The sequence below is a fragment of the Streptomyces sp. NPDC006551 genome, assembly GCF_040611675.1.
Lineage (GTDB): Bacteria > Actinomycetota > Actinomycetes > Streptomycetales > Streptomycetaceae > Streptomyces.
This window is the reverse complement of record NZ_JBEXOT010000029.1, coordinates 17339-39782: the sequence shown is the minus strand read 5'-3', so window position 1 is coordinate 39782 and position 22444 is coordinate 17339. Positions and strand designations below refer to the sequence as shown.

At 72.1% G+C, this 22444-nt stretch carries 17 protein-coding genes; 11 read left to right on the top strand and 6 right to left on the bottom strand.

The features are described 5' to 3' along the window. The first annotated feature begins 73 nt into the window (after positions 1-73). The 3 genes from ABZY12_RS23685 to ABZY12_RS23675 all read left to right on the top strand — a co-directional run bounded on the left by ABZY12_RS23685 (position 74) and on the right by ABZY12_RS23675 (position 2401). Positions 74-415, top strand: coding sequence for a helix-turn-helix transcriptional regulator (locus tag ABZY12_RS23685; protein WP_356893465.1), 342 nt, complete (start codon positions 74-76; stop codon positions 413-415). Beyond that, the gene (locus tag ABZY12_RS23680) at positions 412-1128 is read left to right on the top strand and encodes a permease prefix domain 1-containing protein (RefSeq protein ID WP_356893463.1); all 717 of its coding nucleotides are present in this window, start codon (positions 412-414) and stop codon (positions 1126-1128) included. The genes ABZY12_RS23685 and ABZY12_RS23680 overlap by 4 nt, the downstream gene beginning before the upstream one ends. Positions 1129-1261: 133 nt before the next feature. Next, positions 1262-2401, top strand: coding sequence for a winged helix DNA-binding domain-containing protein (locus ABZY12_RS23675; protein WP_356893461.1), 1140 nt, complete (start codon positions 1262-1264; stop codon positions 2399-2401). A 93-nt stretch (positions 2402-2494) separates the two neighbouring features. Here ABZY12_RS23675 and ABZY12_RS23670 read toward each other — a convergent pair whose 3' ends face one another. After that, positions 2495-4069: a CBM35 domain-containing protein gene (locus ABZY12_RS23670; protein ID WP_356893459.1), complete on the bottom strand. Its 1575-nt coding sequence runs from the start codon at positions 4067-4069 to the stop codon at positions 2495-2497. Between the two features lie 1536 nt (positions 4070-5605). Between ABZY12_RS23670 and ABZY12_RS23665 the strand changes: the two genes are divergently transcribed. Together ABZY12_RS23665 and ABZY12_RS23660 are read left to right on the top strand one after the other, a co-directional pair. Continuing rightward, positions 5606-6544, top strand: a complete 939-nt coding sequence (locus ABZY12_RS23665) for a hypothetical protein (RefSeq protein WP_356893457.1) — start codon at positions 5606-5608, stop codon at positions 6542-6544. A 208-nt stretch (positions 6545-6752) separates the two neighbouring features. Continuing rightward, positions 6753-7799 carry a LacI family DNA-binding transcriptional regulator gene (locus ABZY12_RS23660; RefSeq protein WP_356893455.1) on the top strand — a complete coding sequence of 349 codons (1047 nt, stop codon included), beginning with the start codon at positions 6753-6755 and terminating at the stop codon, positions 7797-7799. Here the strand turns inward: ABZY12_RS23660 and ABZY12_RS23655 are convergent. From ABZY12_RS23655 to ABZY12_RS23645, 3 genes are read right to left on the bottom strand one after another with little or no spacing between them, the layout of a single operon-like run. Further along, complete coding sequence (locus ABZY12_RS23655; RefSeq protein ID WP_356893453.1) at positions 7783-8493, bottom strand: sulfite exporter TauE/SafE family protein; 711 nt, start codon at positions 8491-8493, stop codon at positions 7783-7785. The genes ABZY12_RS23660 and ABZY12_RS23655 overlap by 17 nt on opposite strands. After that, complete coding sequence (locus ABZY12_RS23650) at positions 8490-9908, bottom strand: amidohydrolase family protein (protein WP_356893451.1); 1419 nt, start codon at positions 9906-9908, stop codon at positions 8490-8492. The genes ABZY12_RS23655 and ABZY12_RS23650 overlap by 4 nt, the downstream gene beginning before the upstream one ends. Further along, on the bottom strand, positions 9905-11386 hold the full coding sequence (locus ABZY12_RS23645) for a uracil-xanthine permease family protein (protein WP_356893449.1): 1482 nt from the start codon (positions 11384-11386) through the stop codon (positions 9905-9907). The genes ABZY12_RS23650 and ABZY12_RS23645 overlap by 4 nt, the downstream gene beginning before the upstream one ends. Before the next feature lie 474 nt (positions 11387-11860). Between ABZY12_RS23645 and ABZY12_RS23640 the strand changes: the two genes are divergently transcribed. Next, positions 11861-13285, top strand: a complete 1425-nt coding sequence (locus ABZY12_RS23640) for a nucleobase:cation symporter-2 family protein (RefSeq protein ID WP_356893447.1) — start codon at positions 11861-11863, stop codon at positions 13283-13285. Between the two features lie 60 nt (positions 13286-13345). Next, positions 13346-14050 (top strand): helix-turn-helix transcriptional regulator, encoded by a 705-nt coding sequence (locus ABZY12_RS23635; RefSeq protein ID WP_356893445.1) that lies wholly within the window; start codon positions 13346-13348, stop codon positions 14048-14050. Between the two features lie 228 nt (positions 14051-14278). Here the strand turns inward: ABZY12_RS23635 and ABZY12_RS23630 are convergent, their stop codons facing one another. Next, positions 14279-15196 (bottom strand): S1 family peptidase, encoded by a 918-nt coding sequence (locus ABZY12_RS23630; RefSeq protein ID WP_356893443.1) that lies wholly within the window; start codon positions 15194-15196, stop codon positions 14279-14281. A gap of 907 nt (positions 15197-16103) precedes the next feature. On the opposite strand from ABZY12_RS23630, the gene ABZY12_RS23625 reads away from it, so the two are divergent. Further along, the gene (locus ABZY12_RS23625; RefSeq protein WP_356893441.1) at positions 16104-17744 is read left to right on the top strand and encodes a glycosyl hydrolase family 8; all 1641 of its coding nucleotides are present in this window, start codon (positions 16104-16106) and stop codon (positions 17742-17744) included. A gap of 37 nt (positions 17745-17781) precedes the next feature. Here ABZY12_RS23625 and ABZY12_RS23620 read toward each other — a convergent pair whose 3' ends face one another. Further along, positions 17782-19419: a hypothetical protein gene (locus tag ABZY12_RS23620; protein WP_356893439.1), complete on the bottom strand. Its 1638-nt coding sequence runs from the start codon at positions 19417-19419 to the stop codon at positions 17782-17784. Positions 19420-19650: 231 nt separating this feature from the next. Here ABZY12_RS23620 and ABZY12_RS23615 point away from each other — a divergent pair, with 231 nt between their 5' ends. The 3 genes from ABZY12_RS23615 to ABZY12_RS23605 all read left to right on the top strand — a co-directional run bounded on the left by ABZY12_RS23615 (position 19651) and on the right by ABZY12_RS23605 (position 22385). Next, positions 19651-20457: a class I SAM-dependent methyltransferase gene (locus ABZY12_RS23615; RefSeq protein ID WP_356893437.1), complete on the top strand. Its 807-nt coding sequence runs from the start codon at positions 19651-19653 to the stop codon at positions 20455-20457. 266 nt (positions 20458-20723) lie between these two features. Further along, positions 20724-21605 (top strand): bifunctional 5,10-methylenetetrahydrofolate dehydrogenase/5,10-methenyltetrahydrofolate cyclohydrolase, encoded by an 882-nt coding sequence (locus ABZY12_RS23610; protein ID WP_356893435.1) that lies wholly within the window; start codon positions 20724-20726, stop codon positions 21603-21605. A gap of 120 nt (positions 21606-21725) precedes the next feature. Beyond that, positions 21726-22385, top strand: a complete 660-nt coding sequence (locus ABZY12_RS23605; RefSeq protein ID WP_356893433.1) for a hypothetical protein — start codon at positions 21726-21728, stop codon at positions 22383-22385. The last annotated feature ends 59 nt before the right edge of the window (positions 22386-22444 follow it).

The following is a 22444-nucleotide window of genomic DNA, read 5'->3' as shown; positions in this document are numbered from 1 at the left end:
CCGAGTCGGAGATGAATACGTTGGCTGCCAATACATACACTGCCTACGGTGGCTTTGTGTAGGCTGCCTACTCATGAGGGCAGACGCGGTGCGAGGGCACCTGGACGGACTGCTGCTGGCCGTGCTCGAGCCCGGCCCGCTGCACGGGTACGCGATCATCGCCGCGGTCCAGCAGCGCAGCGGCGGCGCGCTGGAGCTGCGTACGGGGACGATCTACCCGGCGCTGAACCGGCTGGAGCGGCTCGGGCTGCTCAGCAGCAGTTGGGAATCCGTCGGCGAGCGGCGACGGCGATGCTACGAACTCACCGACGCCGGGCGGCACACCCTGGCCGGCGAGCGCACGGCCTGGAGCGAGTTCACCGCGGCGATCGGCTCGGTCCTGAACCCCGCCACGCCGCCCGGACTCGCCACATGAACGCCACCGGCCGGCGAGCCGGCCCCGTCGAGGAGTACGTGGCGGTCCTGACGGCCGCCCTGCACGGACCGGCCCGTGCCAAGTCCCGGATGATCCAGGAGATTCGCGACGGCCTCGAGGACACGGTGGCGGCGTACACCGACGAGGGGACAACCGCACATGAGGCGGCCCGCCGAGCCGTACGCGAGTTCGGGGCCGCCGAGGAGCTCGTCCCCAGCTGCCAAAGGGAACTGACGGTCGCTCAGGCCCGGCACACCGCCCGGGCCGTCGTCCTGACCGCCCCCTTCCTGATCGCCTGCTGGTACCTGGCCGCGGTCGCCGGTCACGAGCAGAGCCGACAGGCGTCGCAGGCCTGGCAACTGCCCGGCATGGCGCAACTGCTGGCCGCCCATCTGGCCGGAGTGGCCACGCTCGCCGCCCTGCTCGCCGCGGTGACGCTGGCCGCCACGGGCGCGCTCGCCCGTCGACTGCCCACGCCGCACCGGCTGCCCCTGGCGGTCGCATGGGCCGGTACCACCGCCAGCGTGGCGATGGCGGTAGCCGTCCTCGCGCTCCTCACGGCCGCGCTCCTGGCCACGAACTGGCCCCTGCTCGCGTTCGCCGGTGTGCTCGCCGCCGCGTCACACGCCTCCGTGGCGGCCTCCGCCCGTGCCTGTCGCCGCTGCGCGCGACTACCGGCGGCGGACCCCACTGTCCGCGGGGCGCCCGCCTGACGCGCCTTCCGGTACGCCCGGCGGGGGAGACGGTTCATGCCGTGCGTCCGAGGCGCGGCCCGGATGGCCGGCCCGTCACGGAGCGGACGGCAAGGCTGGCGGGTCCGAGCCGGTCCACGTCACAATCCCCACCGTGAAGATCACCGCCCGCGAACTCAACCGGGCCACCCTCAGTCGCCAACTGCTGCTGGATCGCGAGCCGTTGAGCGTCCTCGACGCGACTCGTCGCGTGGTAGCGCTGCAGGCACAGCACGCTCCCTCGCCCTACGTCGCGTTGTGGAACCGGATCGCCGGCTTCGATCCGGCCGACCTGGACGCCGCCTTCACCCGCGGGGCGGTGGTCAAGGCGACGCTGATGCGCATCACCCTGCACGCCGTCCACACCGAGGACTACCAGGCGTTCCGTGAGGCGATGCAGCCGACCCTGTACGCCTCGCGCCTCGGCGCCCGCTTCACCGCCTCCGGGCTCACTCCGGCGGACGGCGACGAACTCGTACTGGAACTGCTGTCGTTCGCCGAGCGGCCGCGGACGGGCGCCGAGATGGAGGCGAGGCTCGAACAGCGGCTCGGCGCGGAGAAGAAGGCCGGGGCGTGGTGGGGGCTACGCGCCTACGCCCCTCTGCACCACGCCCCGACGGGCGGGCCGTGGTCATTCGGCCTCCGGCCGTCCTACGTCGCCGCGCCCACCGGCTTCATACCCACCCCGGGACGGGCCTCGGCGCCGGGGGCGCTGCGGACCCTCGTCCTGCGCTACCTGGAAGGGTTCGGGCCCGCGTCGGTCGCGGACGTGGCCCAGTTCGCCATGGTGCGAAGAGCGCCTGTCCGGGAGGCGCTCCGTGCGCTCGACGGTGCCGTCGAGCGCCTCGAAGGGCCCGACGGCACCGCGCTGTTCGACGTCCCCGGCGCCTCGCGCCCGCCCGCGGACGCCCCGGCCCCGCCCCGCCTCATGGCGATGTGGGACAGCACCCTGCTCGCGTACGCGGACCGCGGCCGGATGATCCCCCCGGCCTATCGCCGTCTGGTGATCCGCAGCAACGGAGACGTCCTTCCCACCCTGCTGGTCGACGGCCATGTCGCCGGCGTATGGCGCCCGGTCGAGGGCGGGATCGAGGCGACGGCGTTCCACGACCTCCCACCCCACACGTGGGACGGACTGGCCGCCGAGGCGCGTTCCCTGTCCACGCTCCTGGCCGACCGGGACCCCCGTGTCTACAGCCGCTACGGCCACTGGTGGGCCAAGCTCCCCGACGCCCAGGTGCGCGTCCTTCCCTAGGGTGTCCCGCCGGTGGGGTGCTCGCCGATCCCGCCGGGGGACGCGCCGGCGCGAGATCGGCGAGACACCACCGGGTCTCCGCCCGCGGTCAGCTCACCGGCTTCCCCCGAAGGTCACGGCGAGGCGGCCGTCCGAGGCGAAGGACCAGCCCAGGGCGCCCGCGTACGAGGAGCAGCGGGAACCGTTCGATCCCAGCCAGAACTGGTTGGAGCCGTCGACGTCGCCCACGGTCCTGTCGTTCGTGCCGCTGCCCGCGCGGCAGGAGACGTTGTCGCGGAACACCGAAGTCCCGGCATCGAACGAGAAGTTGCGCTGGGCGTTGTCGATGCTGATGTTGTTCGACACCGACATCCTGCCCGGGTTGCTGTTGTAGGTGAACCCGTGCTTGCCGTTGCGGTAGGCGATGCTGCGCCGAATGACGTGGTCGACCCCGATGTCCTCGCCGCCGAGCTTGTAGCCGTTGCGGTCGCCGTTGGCGTTCACGGTGCCGTCGGAGAGGGTGCCGTTGCCGTAGGCGAGGGAGTCCTCGATGGTCACCGTGCCGATGGGACCGGTGTCGGTCTTGGTGTAGAGGTCCCAGCCGTCGTCGATGTTGTTGTGGGCCACGGCGTAGCGAAAGACGTTCCCGGGGCCGACGGTGAGCTTCGCCGCGAAGCCGTCGGCGTCCTCGCCGTCCGAGTCGGCGTTGTCGTGCGACTCCGCGCTCAGGACGAGGTTGTGGGACGGCCACTGGTCGCGCGGGGTGGTGGAGGCCATCCGCGAGAGCTGGAGCCCCGAATCACGGTTGAAGCGCGTCACCGTACGCTCGAAGACGTTGTGGCTTCCGCCGACGAAGATCCCGTTGTCACCGGCACGTTCGACGACGATGCCCTTGACGTGCCAGTACGAGCCGTTGACCGCGAGCCCACGGTTGGCGGGGTCCTCGGTCATGGCCGAGAAGTTGAGCACCGGAGTCTCGCCGGGGTAGGCGGACAACATGGTGCGGGCGCTCGACGTGCCGTTCTTGCCCGCCGGGACGGTGACCGTCTGGGAGTAGCGGTAGGTCCCGCCGCGCAGATAGATCGTTCCGCCCGGAGTGACGCGGCTGATGGCCGAGGTGAGTGTCGTCGGGGCCGATTCCGTACCGGCCGCGCCGTCGCTGCCGTTCGGCGCCACGTACAGGGCGGTGCCCGACGGCGGGGTGGTGCCCCCGCTCACCTCGATGTCGAGGGCGTCGACATTGGGCAGGCCGCCCGCCGCGGTGGGGCTGAGCCGGATCGTGTTGCTGCCCGACCTCACCGGCACCGTCAGCGTCTGCGACGCCCACGTTCCCCAGGCGCCGGTGCTCGCGAACGACGTGGACGTGGCCGCCGAGCCGTTCACCGTGACGTTCGCCGGCCGTACGGTGGTGGTCCCGTTGGCGAAACGGACCTTCAGCGTCGCCGTGCCGGCCTGTGACGCGTCGACGGTGAACTGGACCGCCGCGCCCACGGCGTTCCTTCCGTTGCAGAATCCGCTGCCGGAATAGCCGGTCCAGTCGGAGTCGATGGTGCCGTCGCAGGTGGCGGGTGCCCGCTCGGCCTCGTAGCGGACCGGCGCGGCCATCGCCGTGGCGCTGGGCAGCGCCACGAACGTGCCGACCGCCAAGGCGGAGCATGCCAGTAAGGAGAGCGGTGATCTCGGATTCATGGGGCCTCGTCCTTCTCCGTGTGGTCGCCTGCGAAGCAGGCAGGGGTGCGGCTCTCGACACGAGAGATAGAAAGCGCTTTCCTAGAAAGCGCTTGCCACGTTAAGAGTTCGCCATGGACGCGTCAATAGGCCGGGCGCGCCGGCGCGCCCGGAGCCAACCCGGCCCCGAGGAGAAGGAAGTCACCTGGTTCCGCGACTGTTTTGAACCAGGTCCCGCGACCGTTCGAACCCCGCGTGCGGGGCGCTGTCCGGAAGGGCCCGCGGCTGGGGGCGAGTCGTCGACGACCGGGAGGCGCCGGGCCGGCCGGTCACCACCCCTCCGGTCCGGAGGGGGCGAGTCGCCGCGCCGACCGGATGTCCTTTTCGCTCCGTCGGCCCAGCGGGGCCGTCCTCGGATGGCACAGTGCGGCGAAGTGCGCAGTAGTTGTCATCAAGTGTGCGCTTCTCTGGCGTATCACGAGACAGCCACGGTGGACGCCTACCGGATGTTCCACGAACGGAGCCCGCGATGACCCCCGACCCCTTCCACACCCATCCGGCGGAAGACGACGCAGATCGGACCGCCGGGCCCGCCACCACGCCGGATCCCGGGTTCGCCGTCCCCCCGCACCCGGCTCCCAAGACCCCGTACGTCCCCGCCCCGCCGAGCACGCCTCCCGCCATACCTCCTGCCATGCCTCCGGCTCCCCCCACTGTCCCGGTCGTGGCGGCGGCACCGTTGGGCCCGAAGCACCCCGAGGAGGCCGGGGGATGGACGGCGACGGCAACACCGGCCCGCCTGGAGTCCGCCCCCGAGGCCCCACGGGTGGTGCCGGAGTGGACGGCGACGGCCGCACCGGCCCGCCTGGAGTCCGCCCCCGAGGCCCCACGGTGGTGCCGGAGTGGACGGCGTTGGGCGCACCGCCCCGCCCGGAGTCCGCCCCCGAGGCCCCACGGGTGGTGCCGGAGCGGACGGCGACGGCCGCAGCGCCCTGCCCGGAGTCCGCCCCCGAGGCCCCACCGGTGGTGCCGGAGTGGACGGCGTCGGCCGCAGCGCCCTGCCCGGAGTCCGCCCCCGAAGCCCCACGGGTGGCGCCGGAGAGATACGAGCCGCCGGTGGAACCGATCACCGCCGCGCAGGCGCCCGCCGAGCCCCCGGTCGAAACCCAGGCCGAGACACGATCGCAGGCCGCGTTCGAGCCTCAGGCCGAACCCCGGACTCAGTTCGTGGCCGAACTTCAGGCCGAGACCCGGTCGCACACTGTGGCCGAGCCTCAGGCGGAGCCCAGGACTCAGTTCGTGGCCGAACTTCAGGCCGAGACACGGTCGCAGGCCGCGTCCGAGCCTCAGGCCGAGCCCCGGACTCAGTTCGTGGCCGAGCCTCAGAGCGAGACTCTGACTCAGGCCGTATCCGAGCCCCAGGCCGAGCCCCGGACTCAGGCCGTATCCGAGCCCCAGGCCGAGCCCCGGACTCAGACGCAGACCGCGCCCGAGCCCCAGAGCGAGACTCAGACGCAGACCGCGCCCGAGCCCCAGAGCGAGACTCAGACGGAGACCGTGGCCGAGTCCCAGACCGTCGCCGGGGCAGAGGGCGAGTCCGAGGCCGAGACCGGTGACGAAGCGATACACACCCTCCTGCGGACGGCGGCGACCGAGCGCCCGGTGGAGGAAGTCGCCTCGCTGGTCGCGCGGCTCAAGCAGACCGGCGCCCTGTCCAGCCCCGCCGACGTGGCGCTCCGCGCGGCCGCCGTCTCCCGCCCCCTGGACGAGGTGCGGCAGCTGCTCGCGCTGCTCAACGCGTCGGGGTACGACCTTCATCAGGCCGGAACCACGCTCCGCGCCGCGGCCGTGGGCCGACCGATCGACGATGTCGTGCAGCTCGTGAGCATCCTCGGCACCGACAGCAGCGACTGGCGCTCCCTCGGCGGCGGGGATGCCGAGGAGCGGAAGGCCGGGGCCGGTCAGGACGACGGTGTGCAGGCCGGCAAGGAAGCCGTCCCCGTCATCGGCGCCGCCGCCAAGCCGCGGCGAGGGTCCGCGAAGTGGTCGGCCACCCTGGACGGCGCGCTGGCGTCCGGTCCGGGGAGCCACGCCCCCTCTCCGGCGGTGCGGTCGGCGCTCCGCTGGCCGGCGGCCATCGCAATGTTCGCCTGCGGCCTCATCCATCTGCCCACGGACCTCGCGGGTATGGGGACGGGTGGGCAGGCGGAGACGCTGACCCTGGTCGTCACGATCCTCTGCCTCCTGTGCGGCATCTGGCTCGCGGTACGGGACACCCTGATGGTCTGGGCCGCCGCCGCGGGGCTCGCCGTCGGCATCATCGCGCTCCACGTCCTCGCCAGTGCCCGCACCGTCGACCTGCTGAACAGCAGTCTCGGTGCAACGTTCGCGTGGGCGAAGGCCACAGCGGTGCTGAGTGCCGCGGCCGTCATCGCCCTGGCGGGCTCGGCCCTGTTGCGCCATACCAGGACGACCAGCGCGCCGGACAGCGTCTGACGTCGCCGACCGGAACCCGGCCTGACGGCCGTCTCCGCCCGGGCAGCCCCGTGCTGCCCGGGCGGACGTGTGTCGTCCACACCGTCACCGTGCGGGACGACGGGAAGCGAAGCGGGCCGGTCGACCGTCGGACCCAGCCTCCTCGGCCCCGCCCGGGTCGGCGAAGATGGTGGCGTCACCTGTTCCGAGGCATGAGGAGCGACGGCAGATGCCCACTACCGGGTCCGGGTCGAGACCACCGACGATCGCCGACGTCGCCAGTGCGGCCGGGGTGTCGCGCACGACGGTCTCCCACGCCCTCAACGGGCTCGGAAAGGTCGACCCCCGGACCCGAGAGCGCGTCAAGCGGGTCGCCGCCGAGCTGGGTTACCGCCCCAACCTGCGGGCTCAGCGGCTGCGGCGGGGCCAGGCCAAGGCCATCGCGCTCGCCTCGTCCATGCCCTTCGCGGTGGCCGCGGGGCCTTCCCGGCTCGGCTTCTACATGGAGATCGCCGCCGCTGCCGCCGAGAGCGCGCTGCTGCACGGCTACGCGCTGGTGCTCGTACCGCCCGTGGAGTCCGGTTCGGGTCTCCACTCCGTCGACATCGACGGGGCCATCGTCGTCGAGCCGGATGTGAACGACGCCGCGGCGGCCCATCTGAAGGAGCGCGGGCTTCCCTACGTGGCGCTGGGCAGGCCCGTGTCGCCGGACGAGGCGGCGCCTTACGTCGATCTGCGCGGAGAATTCGTCACCGAACTGCTCCTCACCCATCTGCGGGAACAGGGCGCGCGGCGGCCGGCGCTGGTCATCGGGGCGGGACGACGCCATTCGTCGGTCGACGCGCGCGCCGCGTACGAGCGCGTCGCCGCGGAGTACGGCTGGACGCCGATCGTGGCGACCGCCCCCGAGGCCGGTGGCGAAGAGGCAGGCTACGAGCGCTGCGCGGAGCTGCTCGCCCAGCATCCCGGGATCGACGCCGTCTGCGCGCTGGTGGACGCCTTCGCCGTCGGCGCGGTCCGGGCGATCCGGGACAGCGGGCGCGCCGTACCGGACGACGTCATGGTCGTCACCCGGTACGACGGGCTGCGGGCCCGTACCTGCGAGCCGCCCCTCACGGCCGTCGATCTCCATCTGGACCGGGCGGCGTCCGACGCGGTGGAGCTGCTCCTCGGTCGGCTGCGCGGCGCGGGGACGGCCGCCGCGGCGACCGTCCCCGCGCCCGCGCCCCGGGTGATCGCGCGTGCCTCTTCGCTGAGGGTCACAGACCCACGATGAGCACGAGCCCGGAGACCAGCGCGAACCCGAGCACGAACAGTCGCATTCTGCGGGCGTCCATACGGTGGTGCACCAGGCGGCTCAGCCACGCGCCGGCGGCGATGGCCGGCAGCAGTGCCACCGCCAGGCCCAGGTCCTCCGGCTGCCCCTTCCCGGCGGCGAACAGCAGGACGAGCGAGGCCACTTCGCCGACGAGGAAGCAGGCGGCGACGGTGGAGCGCAGTTCGGCCGGTGGCCGGTGCTGGTACACCAGGGCCAGTGGCGGGCCGCCGACGCCGGTGGCGGTCTCCGTCAGCCCGGTCACCGCGCCCGCGCCGACGTAGGCGGCCCGGCCGGGCGTGAACGCGGGAGCGGCGAGGCTGACCACCGCGGCCAGGACGGTGGCGATGCCCACGAACAGGCCGAGGCTGCGGTCCGGGATCAGCCAGAGCAGCGCCAGTCCGCCGGGTGTCGCGGCCAGCCGCGCGGCGGTGATCCAGCCCGCCCCGCGCAGATCGAGCGAGGCGCGCTCGCGCCAGGCGACGTACACGTTGAGCGGGATCATCGACGCCAGGACGAACACGGGCAGCAGGCCGGGATCCAGGATCCCGGCCACGGGTGCGACGATCAGCGCGAAGCCGAGCCCGCTGCTGCCCTGCACGAACGCGGCGACGGCCACGGTGACGGCGAGGACGGCCAGTGTCTCGGTGCTCACGGGGCGGTGCTCCGCGCCCGTGCCGCCGTGGAGGTGGGGTGCACGCGGGTGATGGGCGCGCGTTCCACGGCTTCGTGGGCCAGCTCGACCGCGCGTCGGACGAGCGCGGGGCCGTCCCAGGTGGTGGGCAGGCCGCGCCACAACCGCATCCGGCCCGCGACGAACACGGCGGTGATCTGGTCGCGGTTGCCGCGCCGTACGAGCTCCCACGGCACGTCCCAGGAGAGCGCGAGTTCGGGGTTCGTCACGTCGACGACGAGGAAGTCGGCGGCGAGGCCCTCGGCGATGGCGCCGGTACGGGCTCGGAGGCCGACGGCGTCGGCGCCGCCGCGCGTGGCGGCCTCCAGCCAGGTCCAGCCCGCGCCGCACGACGAGTCGCCGGTGGCGAGGCCGTACGTGATCCGCTGGGCGAACTCGGCCGCCTCGGCCAGACGGAATCCGTCGCCGCGGGTTCCGTCGGTGCCGAGGCCGAAACGGATGCCGCGCTCGGCCATGGTCACGGCCGGTGCGACGGCGTTGCCCTTCCAGGCGCTCGCGACCGGGTTGTAGCTGACGGCGGTTCCGGTGTCGGCGAGCAGGCTCAGTTCGCGGGGCGTGAGCAGGGTGGCGTGCGCGGCGAGCAGTTGGGAGCCGAGCGCGCCGATGTGGTGCAGGTATTCGAGCGGGCGCAGGCCGTGCCGGAGCAGGGAGCGTTCGACGGCGGCCAAGTGCTCGTTGACATGGATCTGTACGGTCGCTCCGGCTTCCGCGGCGAGGCGGGCGACGCGCCGCAGGGTCGCGGAGGTCGCCGCCTCGGGGATGGAGACGGCGAGGGAGGAGTGGACGAGCGGGTCGCCGTCGTACCGGGCGAGGTGCTCCTCCGCTTCGGCGAGCACGGCCGAGCCGCGGTCCTCGGCGTCGGTTGTGGAGGCGTCGGTCACGGAGGCGTCGTCGCAGACGAGTCCGAGAACACACCGGATTCCGGCGTCGCGGGCGGCGGCGGCGACGACATCGACGTCCACGGCGGCGCGGGTGCCCGCGTCGGCGACCGTGGTGAATCCGCCGCGCAGAGCCTCCAGTGCCGCCAACTTGGCTGCGTTGTAGGCGGATTCCTCGTCCAGCGCGCCCTCCAGCGGCACCCACACCCGCCGGAAGATCTCCGACGGCTCACCGAAGGCCAGCGCGGAGCCGAAGCTCTGCGTGAGGTGATGGTGGGCGTCGACGAAGCCGGGCATCAGCAACTGGCCGGACAGCCGTACGCCGTCGAGGTGCGGGTGCGTGCGCCGGAGCTCCTCCACGGGGCCCACGGCCTGGAACGAGCCGTCGGCGACGACGACCGCGAAGCCTTCGGCCGGCCCTTCGGGCAACAGCACGGCGTCCGGTACGAGGAGGAGCGGGCCGGGCCCGTCGAGGAGCTCGCGGGTGAGCTGGTTCATCGGTCACTTTCCGTACGGCTGGTGGCCAGGCGGGCGGCGATGCCCGGCCTGACGTGGTGGAAGAGGATGTTGAGGACGGCGGCGACGCACGCGCCGACGGCGACACCGCTTTCGAGGAGGATCCGGAGGTTCGGCGAGAAGCCCGCGTACACCCCAGGGATGAGGATGGGCAGCAGGCCGAGTGCGAGGGCGACGGCGCAGATGAAGGTGTTGGTGTGCTGGTCGAGGTCGGAACGGCCGAGCATCTGCACCCCGAGCACGGTGATGACCGCGAAGACGACCATGGCCGTGCCGCCGATGACCGCCGCCGGTATGACGCTGATCGCGCGGGTGACGGGGGCGAGGAAACCGATGGCGATGAGGATCAGGCCGGCCGCGGCGGTGACGTAGCGGCTGCGTACCCCGGTGACGCGGACGATCCCGATGTTCTCGCCGCTCGTCACCATCAGCGGCAGCCCGAAGAAGCCGCCGAAGAGGGAGGTCAGCGCGTCGCCGCGGATGGTCTTGGGGACGGCGGTGCGCCGGTCGATCTTCTTGCCGACGGCCTCGGCGTTGATGACGGTCTGGCCGGTGGCCTCCGCCATGGAGGCGAGGCTGTAGAGCATCAGGGGCAGCGCGGCGAGGAGGTTGAACTGCGGGGAGCCGAACGGCATCAGCTGCGGCAGGCTGAACAGGCCGCCTTCGGCGGCGCGGCCGGCGTCGATGTGGCCGAGGACCCCCGCCAGCGCGGTCCCGGCGAGAAGCCCGAGCATGACGGCGAGTTGGCGCAGGATGCCGGTGAACAGCAGGTAGAAGACGACGGTGAATCCGATCGTCGCCATGCCGAGCATGAGGTTGGTGGTGTCGGCGAAACCCGGCTCGCCGGGGCGGCCGGTGACCAGGACGGCGCCGACCTTCACCAGGTTGACGCCGACGATCACGATCATCGTGCCGATGACGAGCGCCGGGAAGAAGGCGAGCAGCCGAGAGAAGACGGGCAGCACGACGAAGTAGAAGAGGGCGGTCAGGATGACCGCGCCGCAGGCCGTGGGCAGACCGTGCTGCTCGGCGATGGCGAGGAAGAGGATGAGCGGCGCGCCGCCCGGCAGCATCACGAACGGCAGCCGGGGACCGAACTTCCACGGCCCCAGCGACTGCACCAGGGAGCCGACGCCGGAGAGCACGAAGGCCGCGGAGAGCAGGTCGACGGTCAGACCGGCGTCGAGGCGGAGGGTGGCGCTCATCAGGAAGATCGCCGAGATCGGCGTGGCCGCCATGACGAGGACGTGCTGGATCCCGAAGAGGAGGATCCGGCCCAAGGGGCGGGACTCGTCGACGGGATGGACGGCTGTGGGGTCGGCGGGGTCAGCGGGCTCGCCGGGGGCCGTGGGGTCGGTGGGGTCAGTGAGTTGACCGGGCTCGCCGGGGGCTGTGGGGTCGGTGGACTCCGGCGCCGGTGGCTGTTGCGTACCGGAAAGGGTCTGGCGGGGACGGGACACGTTCGAGCTCCGATCGGCGTTCGACACGTCGGGTTCAGCCGCGATCCGGCCCTGGACGGGGAGCCAAATCGATTTGGCCATCGATTCGGCCGCAAGTATGTGAGGGTGCGCGGCGGTCGTCAAGAGTCGGTGGCGTTCTCGTGGTAACTGCCGTGAGCAACGAAATCCGTATCCCATGTCACCTGCGGCCATGGATTCGTAAGTTACCGAAGGGTTTTCCTTCAGAAACATGGTCCATGGTCTTGCGTGGGGGTGTGCCCGTCCGCGAGGATCTGACTCCGGCCCGGGCCCCTTTCGCCCCGTGGCCCCCTCACGCCTCCACGTCTGGACGCCTGGCCGCGCACCGGTAACCCCGTGCCGGCCAGCCGGTGAACCGCCTGATCCGCGCGGCCGCCCGGATGCCCCCTTTCGAGGCTCTCCCCGCGACCCGGCGTCGCACTCCCTCTCGTTCACCTACCTCAAGGCAAGGCAGAGATGGCACCACTGGCCTCGCGCCGACGACCCGTCACCACCCCGCATCCGGTGGACGAGGTCCTTCCGCTCCCCACGCTCGCTCTCTACGGGTTCCAGCACGTCCTGGCGTTCTACGCCGGCGCGGTGCTGGTGCCGGTGATCCTGGGCAACAGCCTCGGACTCTCGCGGCAGGAGCTGGTCTATCTCATCAACGCCGACCTGGTCACCGCCGGCATCGCCACCATCATTCAGGCGTGGGGGTTCTGGCGCATCGGAGCCAGGCTGCCACTGGTCCAGGGCGCGACCTTCACGGCCGTCTCTCCCATGATCGCCATCGGCCAGGGAGCGGGCGGCGGCACCGCCGGACTGCTGGTGGTGTACGGCGCCGTGATCACCGGCGGTGTCGCGGCCTTCCTCTTCGCCCCGTTCGCCGGGCGGCTCGCCGCGTACTTCCCCCCGATCGTCACGGGCACCCTCCTCACCGTCATCGGCATCGTCCTCATCCCGGTGGCGCTCCAGGACGTCGGCGGTGGCGCGGCGCTGATGGGCGGCCCGCGCTACGGAGACCCCGCCCACCTCGCGTACGCGGGCGGGACGCTCCTGTTCATCCTGCTGGTGGTGCGGTTCGGCGGTCCGTTCCTGCGCAGCGTCGCGGTCCTGCTCGGACTGGTCGGCGGGACCGCCGTCGCCTGGCTGCTCGGCGACGCCGACCTCGGGGCGGTCGACCAGGCCGACTGGCTCGGCGTCAGCACGCCTTTCCATTACGGCCTTCCGCACTTCTCCGTCTTCCCCATGCTCGCGATGGTCGTCGTCATGCTCATCACCATGGTGGAGACCACCGGAGACGTGTACGCCATGGGCGAGATCACCGGCCGGAAGGTCGACGGTGACACGGTCAGCCGTGCGCTGCGCGCCGACGGCGTGGCCACCGTGCTCGGCGGAGTCTTCAACTCCTTCCCGTACGTGGCCTTCGCGGAGAACATCGGTCTGGTGCGGATCTCCCGCGTCACCAGCAGGTTCGTCGTGGTCGCGGCCGGAGTCTTCATGATCCTCCTCGGCCTGGTGCCGAAGGCCGGCGCCGTGGTCGCCTCCGTCCCGCATCCCGTGCTCGGCGCCGCCGCCGTCGCGATGTTCGGCATGGTCGCCACGGTCGGCATCCAGATCCTCGCCAAGGTCGACCTGCGGGAGGAACGCAACGCCCTCGTCCTGGCCGTCAGTCTCGGCGCCGCGATGCTGCCGACCGCCGTCGCGCCCTTCTTCGAGCGCATGCCCACCGAGGTGCGGGCCGTCCTGGGCAGCGGCATCACCCTCGGCACGCTGACGGCGGTCCTGCTGAACCTGTTCTTCCACGTTTTCGAGAGCCGTCGCAAACGGGAGGACATCGACTGGGACGGGCTCGCCTCGTACGACGACGGGACGGGTCCGCAGACCGCCACGGCCCGCTGACCCCGTTCCCGCTCCGCGGAGCCGCTGCCCCGCGGAGCCGCCCACCGAGGTGATCCGTACGTGTCCCACCCTCCGTTCTCTCCCATCCAGGCCCGGGCCGCCCGCCTCCGCATCGGCCTGACCCCGGAACAGGTCGTCACCGCCATGGCGCAGTTGGGCGTGCGCCGTCCGGTGGAGGCCGTCATGGCCTGGGAGTCGGGGGCGGTGGCGCCCTCGGAGACGGAACTGTTCGCCCTGGCCGACGCGCTGTGGTGCCCCGTACCGGAGCTCATGGCCCTGCGGCCGAGATCTCTGCGCGAGCATCGCCTGGCCAGGCAGTTCACCGCCGAGCGGCTGGCCCAGCGCATCGGCATGGACGCGCGGGACTACGCCCGCGCCGAGGAGGACCACCACTGGCGCGGCACCGACCGGCAGACCCTGCTGCTCGCGGACGCCCTGGGCCTCGAGCCGGAGGAACTGCTGCGGGTCATCGTCCGGGCCGGCGAACTCGACCGCCTCCTCCGCCAGGCCGTCGAAGGCCGGTGGAAGCAGCACACCGCCGCTCTCGGGCGGCTCGTCGGCGCACCCGAGCGCAGGGTGGCACAGGCGCTGCGCACCCTGCACCAGGAGTACGCCCACTTCAACGAGCGCTACATGGGCCATCTCGTCGCCCGCAGCGACCACGCACGGCTGAGGGAGATCGCCACGGAACGCGCAGGGTGGCTGCACGCGCTGCCCGACCGTTTCCTCCACCTCGTCGGCCACGACACCCGGCCGTCGCCTTGAGAATCCCGCACCCGCCCACCGGATCGATCCCGCACCCGCCCACCGGATCGATCCCGCACCCGCCCACCGGATCGATCCCGCACCCGCCCACCGGATGGATCCCCACGGCGCGGGGGCGCCGCTCCACGTGCGGAGGGCCGGCGGTCCCTGAGGGACCGCCGGCCCGTGTGCCCGCGAGGTGCTGTGCGCCGGATGGAGAGCTCTGCCGATCCTGCGGTGACGCCGGGACTAGAAGACGCTCACGCCGTACGCGCTGAGGGCCTCGGTCACCGGCTGGAAGAACGTGGTCCCGCCGCTGGAGCAGTTGCCGCTGCCGCCGGAGGTGAGGCCGAGCGCGGTGCTGCCGGAGAACAGGGCGCCGCCGCTGTCACCCGGCTCGGCGCAGACGTTGGTCTGGATCATGCCGTAGACGACGTCACCGTTGCCGTAGTTGACGGTCGCGTTGAGACCGGTGACCGTACCGCCGCGCAGGCCGGTGGTGCTTCCGCTGCGCTGGACCGACTGGCCCACGTAGGCGTTTCCGGCGCCGGTGATGTCGCGGTAGCTGCCGTTGTAGAGGTACACACGGCCGTCCGCCGCCGACGCGTTGGAGTGGCGGATGATTCCGTAGTCGTTGTTCGGGAAGCTGGAGCCCGTCCGGGTGCCGAGCACCGTGGTGTTGGCCGAGTTGGTGTACCAGGTGCTGCCGATGTTGGTGCAGTGACCGGCCGTCAGGGCGTAGTAGGTCGAGCCGCTGCGGACGTTGAAGCCGAGCGAGCAGCGCCCGCCGCCGGCGTAGATCGCCTGGCCGCCGGCGATGAGCTTGTTGAACGTGCCGGGGGTCCGCTTGATCTCCAGGGAGGTGGCGCCGTCGCCCGCCGCCTTTCGGATCTTGGCTATCTCGGCGGCGGAGACGGTGGAGTCGGCGGTCACGACGATCTTCCCGGTCGCCTGGTCGGTGTACCACGCGGTGCCGGCCACGTCGGCCACGCGCACGGCGTCGCTGGTCGCGGCGAGTTGGCTGCTGGTGGCCCGGGCGGTCTCACCCGTCGCCGCGGACGAGGTGGGTGCGGCAAGCGCTGAGGCGGCCAGGAGCGCGGAGGCCACGGCGATCAGCCGGGCCCCCTTCGCGACGCCGCCGAGGGGGGACAGACGCTTGAGGTTCACTGCTTCCTCCGGTGGGGGAGTGGGGACCCGCTGGGTGGGCGGGCCTTTGAGGCGCGGCCGACAGGCCCGGAACGGAGGGTGCTCCGGCATGGACCTGTCAATCTCGACGAGGGGAATCCTCTGATCCGGATGGCCCTCGCGGCAAGAACGCCTTTCGGTCGTTCTACGCGCGTTCATGCGGTCCCCTCGCCGGGCGGGTCGGGTGACGAACCCGCGGGGTGCCCGCGCGGACCGGCGCGGGAAGGGAGTGCAAACGCTTACTAGAGTTTGCTGACACTCTTTCAGGAGCGTGTGGACCCTGAGTCGGAAGGTGGCTGAGGGTCTGCCGAGGAAGCGGAGGGGGCCGTGCCGTCTCTCCAGATCAGCGTCGCGGTGCCCTCGCGCCGCGCTCGGTGCCCGCCGGTTCCGCGCCCCTCGCCCCCCGACCGCCTTCGCGCCCTCCTCGAAGGGGTAGCGGTCGCACAGGCGGGTCGCCGACCGGGCGGCGCCGCGATGAAGCGGAAGCCGACGCCGGCGGTGTGGCGTGGGCACGCCTCGGTGCGGTGGTACAGCCGTGAGGGGCGCCTCAATGCCTCGATCTTTCCCCTTCGCCCGGCCCGCCGGGTGTCCGGTTCCCGTCATCGCCTGCGCGTCGGAGACCGGAAGGTGTGGCTGGTCCTCAAGCGCCCTTTTCCTCAAGGGGCTTGCGGACCGCGTGGGCGCGTCCTTAGGCTCCCGCAATGGTTAGGAAGTTTTCCTAACCATTGGGCGCGTCTGCCTCACGCTCATCCGCGATCACGAGGACCGGCATGTCATGCCCCTGGAGAATACGCCGCCACGAGAACCGTCCGCCTGCCGCCCCAGGCGCGCGTGATCTCCCCGACCGTCCCCTCCGTCCCCATGCACAGGAAGAAACAGAGGAGTTGACATGCGACGAAGAAGTATCGGCCTGCTCGTCGCGGCCGGCCTGTTGTCCGCGCCCCTGACGGTGCCTCAGACGGCTGTGGCCGCCGACACGCTCGTCTCGGCCGCCAAGCCGACGACGGCGTCGTCCATCGAGGCGACCGGCTTCGAACCCCGCCTGGCCGTCGACGCGAACACCGGCACCCGCTGGGCGAGCGCCGAAGGCGTCGATCCGCAGTGGATGCGCATCGACCTCGGCTCCAGTCACCGCATCTCCCGGGTCAAGCTCAACTGGGAGGTCGCGTACGGCAAGACGTACAGGATCCAGACCTCGGCGGACGGCTCGACCTGGACGGACGTCTACAGCACGACCGCGGGAGACGGCGCGACCGACGATCTGTCGGTGACGGGCACCGGGCGGTACGTCCGTATGTACGGCACGCAGCGCGGCACCCCCTACGGCTACTCCCTCTGGGAGTTCGAGGTCTACGGCTCCCCGGTCTCCGCCGGGACCGGCCCGGCGGTCCCGTTCGGCAGCCATCTCAAGCCGTACGCGGCGGGAACGCTCAAGCCGTCGGGCACCCAGGCCGCGCTCGACCAGAAGGTCGTCGACTACTACAACAGCTGGAAGTCCGCCTTCGTCCGGCAGAACTGTGGCAACGGCTGGTACCAGGTCATCTCCCCGGACGCCGATCACCCGTACGTCGCCGAGGCCCAGGGCTACGGCATGGTGATAGCCGCCACCATGGCCGGCGCCGACCCCGACGCGAAGAAGATCTTCGACGGTCTCGTCAAGTGGAAGATCGACCACCCCTCCGCCATCAACCCGAACCTGCTCGCGGCCGAGCAGGACGTGAACTGCAAGAGCGTCAACGGCGGGGACGGCGCGACGGACGGCGACATGGACGTGGCCTACGGGCTGCTGCTCGCCGACAAGCAGTGGGGCAGCTCGGGTACGTACAACTACAAAGACCTCGCGATCAAGCACATCAACGCGATCAAGAAGGACGAGCTCAACCCGACCACCAACCTGCTGAAGCTGGGCGACTGGAGCAGCTCCGGTGATCAGTACTACTACATCACCCGCACCTCCGACTGGATGATCGACCACTTCCGCGCCTTCCGCACCGCGACCGGCGACGCGACCTGGGACACGGTCCGTACCGCCCATCAGAACCAGATCGCGAATCTCCAGTCGACGTACGCGCCGAACACCGGCCTGCTGCCCGACTTCGTCGTCAACACCAACACCACGCCCAAGCCCGCCCCGGGCCAGGTCCTCGAGGACCCGAACGACGGCACGTACTGGTGGAACGCCTGCCGCACCCCGTGGCGCATCGCCGACGACGCGGTGACCAGCGGAGACACCAAGTCCCTCGCCGCCGCGCGCAAGCTCAACACCTGGATCAAGACCAAGACCGGCGGAGACCCGAACAAGATCGTCGTCGGCTACGGGCTGGACGGCACGCAGATCCAGACGTACAGCAGCCCGGCGTTCTTCGCCCCCTTCACCCTCGCGGCGATGACCGACCCGGCGAGCCAGGCGTGGCTCGACGCCCTCTGGAACAAGATGCTCGCCACGCCGATCCAGACCGGCAGCTACTTCGCGGCGAGCATCCAGCTGCAGGTCATGATCACGGCATCCGGCAACCACTGGGTTCCGTAGGTCCTGTCCGTCGAATCTCGGCCGGGGCCGCGATCCGTCACCTGGTGCGCGGTTCGGTTTCTCCGAGCCGCGTGACGGGGGCGGCCCCGTACCGTTCCTGAGACCCGTTGCTCCGCCGCTGTGACGACGGGCCCTCCCGGATCGCCGTGGGGGAGAGGTAGGCCCGGTAGCCGGTCCGGGCGCGAAGCTCCGGCAGACGGAGTACGCGCCAGTGTCGGGCGTACGACGGTGGTCGCCGATCGCCCGAGAGCAGGACGACGACCGGCCGGCGGAGGGCGGTGGAGGCGAGGGCGCCGGGCGTGATGCTGGCGTCGTGGCCGGAGGGCTGGCGGGAGGCGCAGCCCGTGCGGAAAGCCACACGGATGGCCTCTTCACCGGTGACCACGCAGGGCGGCCGCACTCCCTCGACGCGCAGCTCCCTCGCGACGTCGGCGAAGGCGATCGTGTCGAGCCGCACCCGGTTGACGACTCCGTCGAGCAGGCGGTACTGGACGGCGAGGTGGGCGGTGACGGCCACCGCGACGAGGACGACGACGGACGGGCGCCACCGGGTCCCGGAGCGGCAGGCGCGGACAATGGCCAGCGCCACGGGCAGGACCAGGAGGGCGTACGCCGGCAGAAGGAAGCGCGGAGCGGCGTAGTCGACGGTGAACAGATAGGGCACCGCCAGGGACGAGCCCACCGCTGTGGCCACGACGATCTCCCTGCGATGCCGTGTACGCCAGGCGGCCAGGACGCCGGCCGCGACGAGCAGCGGCAGCGCCAGCAACCAGACGGAGGCGACCGGGTACGCCCACGGAACGTCGCAGGGCCGGCAGAGCGTACGGCCCCCCAGGGCGCGCAGGTGGTCGTCGACGGCCACATGCCAGCCCAGATGGCCCTGGATCTCACTCGCGCGCCGCAGCCTCGCCCCCAGACCTCCGTACCGCGTGTACGCCTCGACGACCCACACGGCGCAGCCGAGCGCCGCGCCGGCGGCCGGTACGGCCCACAGCGGCCAGGCGCGCCGACCGGCGCGCCGCTGTCGCCGCACCATGAGCAGGGCCGCCCCGGTGAGCGGCAGGACCAGCCACACCGCGTCGGTCGGGCGCATGAGCGCGGCGAACGCCACTCCGGCCCCCAGCCCCGGCAGTGCCCATCTGTCGCCCGGAAACCGCAGGGCGCGCAGGAAGCAGCCGACGGCGGCGAGCGCCGCCAGGGCCACCCACAGGTTCGGCATCACCTGCGGCCCGTAGAACACCGTGATCCACAGGCTGCAGAACAACGCCCCGGCGACCGCGAGCACGGCGGGGGGCAGCAGCCGTCGCCATGCCCACAGCGCCACGAACAGGCCGCCACCGGAGAGAAGAGCAAGGTAGACGCGGAGCGCCACCGTGGAGGCGGTCACCGCCGTGACGGGCGCGACGAGGAAGGTGATGCCCCGGGCGCGGGGAGCGCTGAAGAACGCGGCGGGCGCCTGGTCGCTGACCTGGCTGACGTACACCGTCTCGTCCCACCCCAGCCCCACGCCGGGCACCGCGAGAACCAGCTGAGCCACGGTGAAGGCCGCGGCGACCGCGGCCGGCCCCGCCATCCGGTGGGCACGTGCCCGGGCGCCCTGGGCACCGCGGCGCGTCCCGCCGTCTCCCGCCTCGTTCCTCTTCCCGGACGGCAAGCCGCCCGGGGAGCCGGACATCAACCCGGAATCTCGCATGCCTGGCCTCGCTCAACAGTGCCCGTGTGACGTCACGTCACGGCCCCCGGCCCGTTTCCCCATGCTGCGGCCGGCCGGACGGCGCCACCACACGACGAGGCAGTCGGCCCAACGGACCGGACGGGACGAGCGGCGGAGGGAGGTTCGAAGCGCCGTGCGGCGGCCCGCGGGCTACCATCCGCGACAGGGGGCCGTCGGATCATGGAGACCGTCATGAGCAACCCACACGCCTCACGCCTGGCCACGAACCGCTCCCGACTGGGGCACAAAGTGCGCTACGCGCTGCGGCATCCCCGGCGTGTCGTCCCCTACCTGCGCCGGGCGAGCCGAGACACCTGGCTGCGCCTGCGCCACCGGGGGAGCCATGTGGCGTACTACCGGGCGGTGATGGCGTCCGACACCGCGAGAAGCCCCGAAGCGGCCGTCGGCGGCGTGCCGTCGCGCGAGCGCTGGCTGGCCATCGGACAGATGCAGTACGACTATCTCGTCGGGCACGGCCTGAAGCCGCAGGACCGGATGCTGGAGATCGGCTGCGGCAATCTGCGCGCGGGATGGCGGTTCATCGAACACCTCGAACCGGGCCACTACTACGGCATCGACATCTCGCCCGACATCCTCATCGAGGCCAAGAAGACCGTCGTCCGTTACGGGCTCCAGGAGAAGCTGCCGCACCTGACCCCCGTCGACGACCTGACGCTGGACTTCCTGCCCGACTCCTGGTTCACGGTGATCCACGCGCACAGCGTCTTCTCCCACTCGCCGCTGGAGGTCATCGACGAATGCCTGGCGCACGTGGGGCGGGTGCTCGCTCCCGGCGGCTTCTTCGACTTCACGTACGACCGCACCGAGACGAACGAACACCAGGTGCTCGGCGAGGACTTCTACTACCGCACGCAGACGCTGGTGGCGCTCGCGGAGAAGCACGGGCTCGTCGCCCACGTCATGGACGACTGGGAACGGCTGCCGCACGGCCAGTCGAAGCTGCGGGTCGCCCACACCCGGCTGAACGCGCTTGACTGACGCGACCGACCGACCCTCACGACGCATGGGCGCGACCGGACGACGCCCTTGACCGGCCCGACCGGCGGGCGTCGGCGACGCCTCCCCACGCGCCCGCCCCGGATGCCGCTCCGGGCCCTCCCGTAGACTGGCCCCGGGCCGTGACTGGCGCTTGAGGTGGATCACCACCGGGGAGCGGTCCCGTGGGCACCGCGCATCCCGCGCGGCTCCGACGCTGCCGTGCGCCTGGGCGATCACCTGTCATCGACGACGCCCAGGAGCGGCCCATGTCCGTCAGCGCCCCCACCAGCCTCGCCTCCCGCGGCCCCGCCACCCTCATGGACGGCACCGCGCTCGCCCGCCGCACGGTCGAGGAGACCGCCGCCCGCGCCGCCGAGATCACCCGCCGCACCGGGGTCACGCCCTGTCTCGCCACCGTGCTCGTCGGCGCGGACCCGGCCTCCGTCACGTACGTGAAGATGAAGCGGAACCGCTGTGCGAAGGCCGGAATCCGCTCCCGCCACGTCGAGTTGCCGGCCTCCACCACGACCGCCGAGCTCGTCGCCGCGATCACCGCGCTCTCCGAGGACCCCGACGTCCACGGCATCCTGCTCCAGCACCCCGTCGGCCCGCACATCGACGAGCGCGCCGCCTTCGAGGCGATCACCCCCGAGAAGGACGTCGACGGCGTCACCATGGCCTCGTTCGCCGCGATGGGCTTCGGACTGCCCGGTTTCGTCTCGTGCACCCCCGGCGGAATCATGCGCCTGCTCGACGCCTACGAGGTCGGACTCAGCGGCAGGCGGGCCGTGGTCGTCGGCCGCTCCGCGATCCTCGGCAAGCCCGCCGGCCTGCTGCTGCTCGGCCGCGACGCCACCGTCACGTACTGCCACTCGCGGACGACCGAGCTGTCCTCCGTCATCCGCGAGGCGGACATCCTGGTCGCGGCGGTCGGCAAGCCGAACTTCATCAAGGGCGAGGACATCAAGCCCGGCGCCGTCGTCATCGACGCCGGCTACAACCCGGGCAACGTCGGCGACGTCGACTTCGCCTCGGCGGCGGAGCGGGCCTCGCTCATCACACCGGTCCCGGGCGGCGTCGGGCCGATGACGATCGCCGTGCTCCTCGCTCAGACGGTCGAGGCGGCCGAGCGCCGGCTGGGTCTCTGACCCACGCCGGGTCCCCAACGGCCCGTCCGCGGAAAGCGATTGTCACGGTTCTGTACGAGACAAGCCGCAAGTCGCCCGCGAGGTGGCCGGACCGGCCGTTCAGAGGTGACCCTGGTCACCATGGCCCCGCTCTCCGGCGACCCCTCGTCGCTCCCGCGGCACCTCCTCGTGCCGGTCCTGCTCCTCCTCGCGGCCGCCCTCGTGGCGGCCGCGCTGGCCGGGAGCGGTGACGAGGGCGGGGAGGCGCCGCCGCTCGAAGCCGGGCCGGCGTCCGGCCGGACCGGCTCCGGCACCTGGACCACGCGGGCGGCCGGCCAACACCCCGCGCCCCAGGGCGGGATAGCGACCCGTCGGCCCTCGCCGACTCCCACCTCGTCGCGGTCCGCGCGAGACCCGCGCCGCCCGGCACCGCTGCCCTCCGCCCTTCCCTACCACCGGCTCCGGGCGGGGGAGTGCTTCGACATCGACCGGTCCGCGCCCGGCACGGTCGTCCGGCGCGCCTGCGACCGGCCCCACGACGCCCAGCTCGTCACCGTGCTGCGGCTGACCGGCGACCACCTCACCGACCAGGACGTCCGGGACGCGGCCGCGCGCCTGTGCCGGGGGCCGCTGCGCCGCAAGGCGGCGGAACAGCCGCGCGGCACCCGCTGGACCACCTTCGTCCAGTACCCGTACCGCACCAGCTACCTCCTCGGCTCCGACACGGTGGCCTGCAGTCTCGCCACGGCCACCGGTCGCGGTACGGAGGCGGGGCGCAAGCTCACCGCCCCGCTCCTCTGACCCGCTGCCCCGACCCGCCGCCCGTCCCTCGTCCCGCCCCGTTCGGACCGCCCTGCGCG